This window comes from Achromobacter spanius (assembly GCF_039673305.1).
Lineage (GTDB): Bacteria > Pseudomonadota > Gammaproteobacteria > Burkholderiales > Burkholderiaceae_B > Achromobacter > Achromobacter spanius_F.
Genome location: NZ_JBDJLJ010000112.1, coordinates 1 through 3,388, shown reverse-complemented (window position 1 = coordinate 3,388; position 3,388 = coordinate 1). Strand labels below are relative to the sequence as shown.

The window sequence follows — 3,388 nt, the reverse complement described above, 5'->3', positions numbered from 1 at the left end:
GCCTAGCGCGCCGCTGCCATCATGTATTCCACGGCGGCGCGCAGCGTGGCCTCGTCCGCGGCGGAGCCGCCACGCGGCGGCATGGCGCCCTTGCCTTTCAGCACGGTGACCATCAGCGCATCGGCGCCCTGCGCCAGGAATGGCGTCCAGGCCGCCTTGTCGCCCAGCTTGGGGGCATTGGCCACGCCGCTGGCATGGCAGACGACACAGGCCGATTTATAGAGATTTTCTCCTGCGGGATTGACGGCGGCCACGGTGTCCGCCGCGGCCTGCTGCATGGGCAGGCTGGCCAGGGCAAGGGCGACTGCGATTCGGGCGATACGGGGCATGGCAAGGACTCTCGGCTACGGGTTCGGGATTGAGCCGGCAAGACGCGCGGCGCGCGCCTTGCCGTCAGGCCATCAGCGCGGGATCGGACCCGGCGCCTTGATCTGCTTCATCAGGTCGTCGTTCCACTTGCCTTCGACCTTGATATGCCCGGCCGCGCCCAGTTCAAAGGCTTCGATCAGGTTGTGGTTCAGGTAGGCGTAGACGCCCGGCTGCTTGAACGTGTACAACGCCGCCCCTGCCGAACCGCCGCGGATGAACCAGGTTTCCAGGTCCTTTTCGGGCGGGTTGTTGAACTTGCCGGTTTCCCAGACCCAGTCGCCATGGCCGCCGATCAGGTGCGGACGCGTGTCGCGGTTGGCCTGCGAATGGATCAGCAGCACGGTCTCGCCCACCTTGGCGGTCAGCGCGTTGTCGCCGGTCAGCGCGCCGACCTTGCCGTTGAAGACGATATGCGACGGGGTCAGCTTGCGCATGACTTCCACGGTGTCGCCATAGCTTTCGGCCAGGGTCGCGTAGTCCTTGTATTTGCCGTTGGCGTCCTTGGGAATGTACAGGTCGAATTCGCCGATCGTGTAGGCGCGGTCGTAATGCAGCGGCTTGCCTTTCGGGTCCTTCAGGCCCTCGCGCGGCAGCACCATGATCGTGCCGCTCATGCCGGACACCACGTGCCAGGGCACCATGCCTTCAGGCGCACAGTGATAGACGAAGGTGCCGGCGCGGTCCGCCTTGAAACGCAGCGTCGCCTGTTCGCCCGGGTTCACGTTGGTGAGCTTGGCGCCACCCAGCGCGCCGGTCGCGGCGTGGAAGTCCACGTTGTGCGGCATCGCGTTGGTCTTGGGGTTGACCAGCGTCAGCTCCACGTAGTCGCCCTCGTGCACGACCATCGTCGGGCCGGGCATGGAGCCGTTGAAGGTCATGGCCTGCAGGGTGGTGCCCTTGCCGTCGATGACCATCTTCTTTTCCTCGATGGTCATGGTGAATTCGACCACCTTGGGGCCCGACTTCGCCACCTGCTCATGCGGGTGGACCATCGGCGGGGCGACCAGGGTGACTTTGGCGCGCGGCAGCTTGTCGGCATCCTGGGCGAAAGCCACGCCGCCAGCCATCGTGAGAGCCAGGGCGGCGGCAAGCAAGGTTGGGCGCAACGCGTTCATGTGCTACTCCTCTTTCGGTTTCTTCAAAGCCGAGTCTGTCGGCAGCTCCATTGAAGAACCGCGGGCCATCGCGTTCTTTGTCGTAGCGCAAATTCGGGATAACCCTGTGGGCGTCCGCGCATTGTCAGGGTGCCCCCCAGGTGTCACCATCGAACCGTGGAAATCCTCCACGGCCACACGCGGACCGCCATGCCATCGCCTTTATGCCATGCCCTGCTGCGCAACCTGGATCTCTTCAGGCCCTTGACCGACGCGCAGCTCGATGCCGCGCTCCAGCACGCCGTTCCCTGCCGCCTTGAAGCCGGCGAGGCCGCCTACCGGCAAGGCGCGGCGGGCGCGCATTTCTTCGTGCTGCTGCACGGTTGCCTGAAGGTGGCCCAGCTTACATCGGAAGGCGATCAAGTCGTAGTGCGATATGTCAATCCGGGCGACATGTTCGGGCTGGCCTGCGCCATGCGGCAGTCCTGTTACCCGGCCACCGTGCTGGCCGTGCAGGAAAGCGTCTGCCTGGCGTGGCCCGCCTCGGCCTGGGAGGGTTTCACGGCCAGCCATCCGCAACTGAGCGCGATCGCGCTGCAGACCATGGGACAGCGCCTGCAGGACGCGCACCTGCGCATCCAGGAACTGTCCACCGACGAGGTCGAGCAGCGGGTGGCGCGCGCCATCCTGCGGCTGGTGCAGCAGTCCGGACAGCCCATGCACGACGGCATCGGCATCGGCTTTCCCATCACGCGCCAGGATGTCGCCGAAATGACCGGCACCACGCTGCACACGGTCAGCCGGCTGCTCAGCGACTGGAAACAGCGCGGCATCGTCAGCAGCGGACGCAAGCGCATCGTACTGCGGTCGCCAGCCGCGCTGGCCCGCCTTTCAGAAAACGCGCAACCCGGCATGGACTGCTCGTCGTGCCTGTCGTGCCGCAGCGGATCGCCCGCCGTCACCGAGGCGCCCGAGGAAATCGCCGCGCTGTAGCGGCGCCTGCTAGCCCTCTTCCAGCACCAGGCGCAGGCCCAGGTTGGCCGGGGGCACGCCCACCGAGCAGGCCCCGCTCTTGGGATCGCGGATGAAGTCGGGCAGATAGGCGATGTGCCGGCCCGCCGCGACGCGGATGCCGCAATTGCGGCTCAGCGCCGCATCGTCGTCCGCGCTGCCTCCCGATGCGTCCAGCATCCGCCGCGAGTGGCAGTCCGAAGTCCAGTCCCACACGCTGCCGGCCATGTCTTTCAGCCCCGCCGCATTGACGCCATAGCCGCCGAACGGGCGCACCTGCGTGTCGGCGGCCTGCCCGCCGCGGCGGCTTTGCTGCTCGTACTCCGCCAGCCAGCGCTGGGCGGGGTCGCCCGCCGCGGCCCCGCCGTCATCCGGCAGGTCCGCGGGCGCTTCCTCGCGGTAGGCCTCGCCCGCGGCGTAGACCCATTCTGCATAGTGGGGCAGCCGGAAGCGCTGGCCCGTGGAGCCCGACAGCCACGCCGCATAAGCCGTGGCGTCCGACCAGCTGATGCCGGTGGCCGGCAGCTGCGGCGAATAGGCCTCGCGGTGCGCCGGGTCCAGCGGCTTGCAGGCGCCGGCGCGCACGCACGCCGCGTATTCGGCCTGGCTGACCTGGCGCGTCATGATGGCCACGCCGCGCTTGTGCCGCGAGGTCACGGGCGCCGGGGTGACCGGATAGCCGTTGCGCAGCGCCTCGCCGGGAGGCTGATAGCTGACCTCGCCGGGCGGCAGCCGCGTGAGTTCCGGCAATGCAAAACGGGCCCGGTCTGCGGGCCCGCAAGCTGTGAACAACAAGGAAATGGCGGCGGCGATCTGCAGGAAGCGCATGCGGAGTTTCTCCGGTGCGCCCGCGCCAAGGCGGCGCGGGCTTTGCTTCCATTGGACCGGTTGCGGGCGTGCGCCACCTTTCGGGG

4 protein-coding genes are annotated in these 3,388 nt (G+C 67.8%); 1 reads left to right on the top strand and 3 read right to left on the bottom strand.

What is annotated here, in order from left to right; all coding sequences use genetic code 11:
- Positions 1-2 precede the first annotated feature (2 nt).
- Both ABE485_RS30980 and nirK read right to left on the bottom strand, forming a co-directional pair.
- Positions 3-329: a c-type cytochrome gene (locus ABE485_RS30980; RefSeq protein WP_346519082.1), complete on the bottom strand. Its 327-nt coding sequence runs from the start codon at positions 327-329 to the stop codon at positions 3-5.
- A gap of 72 nt (positions 330-401) precedes the next feature.
- Positions 402-1,484: a copper-containing nitrite reductase gene (nirK, locus tag ABE485_RS30975; protein ID WP_346519081.1), complete on the bottom strand. Its 1,083-nt coding sequence runs from the start codon at positions 1,482-1,484 to the stop codon at positions 402-404.
- Between the two features lie 189 nt (positions 1,485-1,673).
- Between nirK and ABE485_RS30970 the strand changes: the two genes are divergently transcribed.
- The gene (locus ABE485_RS30970; protein WP_346519080.1) at positions 1,674-2,456 is read left to right on the top strand and encodes a Crp/Fnr family transcriptional regulator; all 783 of its coding nucleotides are present in this window, start codon (positions 1,674-1,676) and stop codon (positions 2,454-2,456) included.
- Positions 2,457-2,465: 9 nt separating this feature from the next.
- Here ABE485_RS30970 and ABE485_RS30965 read toward each other — a convergent pair whose 3' ends face one another.
- Positions 2,466-3,302, bottom strand: coding sequence for a formylglycine-generating enzyme family protein (locus tag ABE485_RS30965; protein WP_346519079.1), 837 nt, complete (start codon positions 3,300-3,302; stop codon positions 2,466-2,468).
- Positions 3,303-3,388 lie beyond the last annotated feature (86 nt).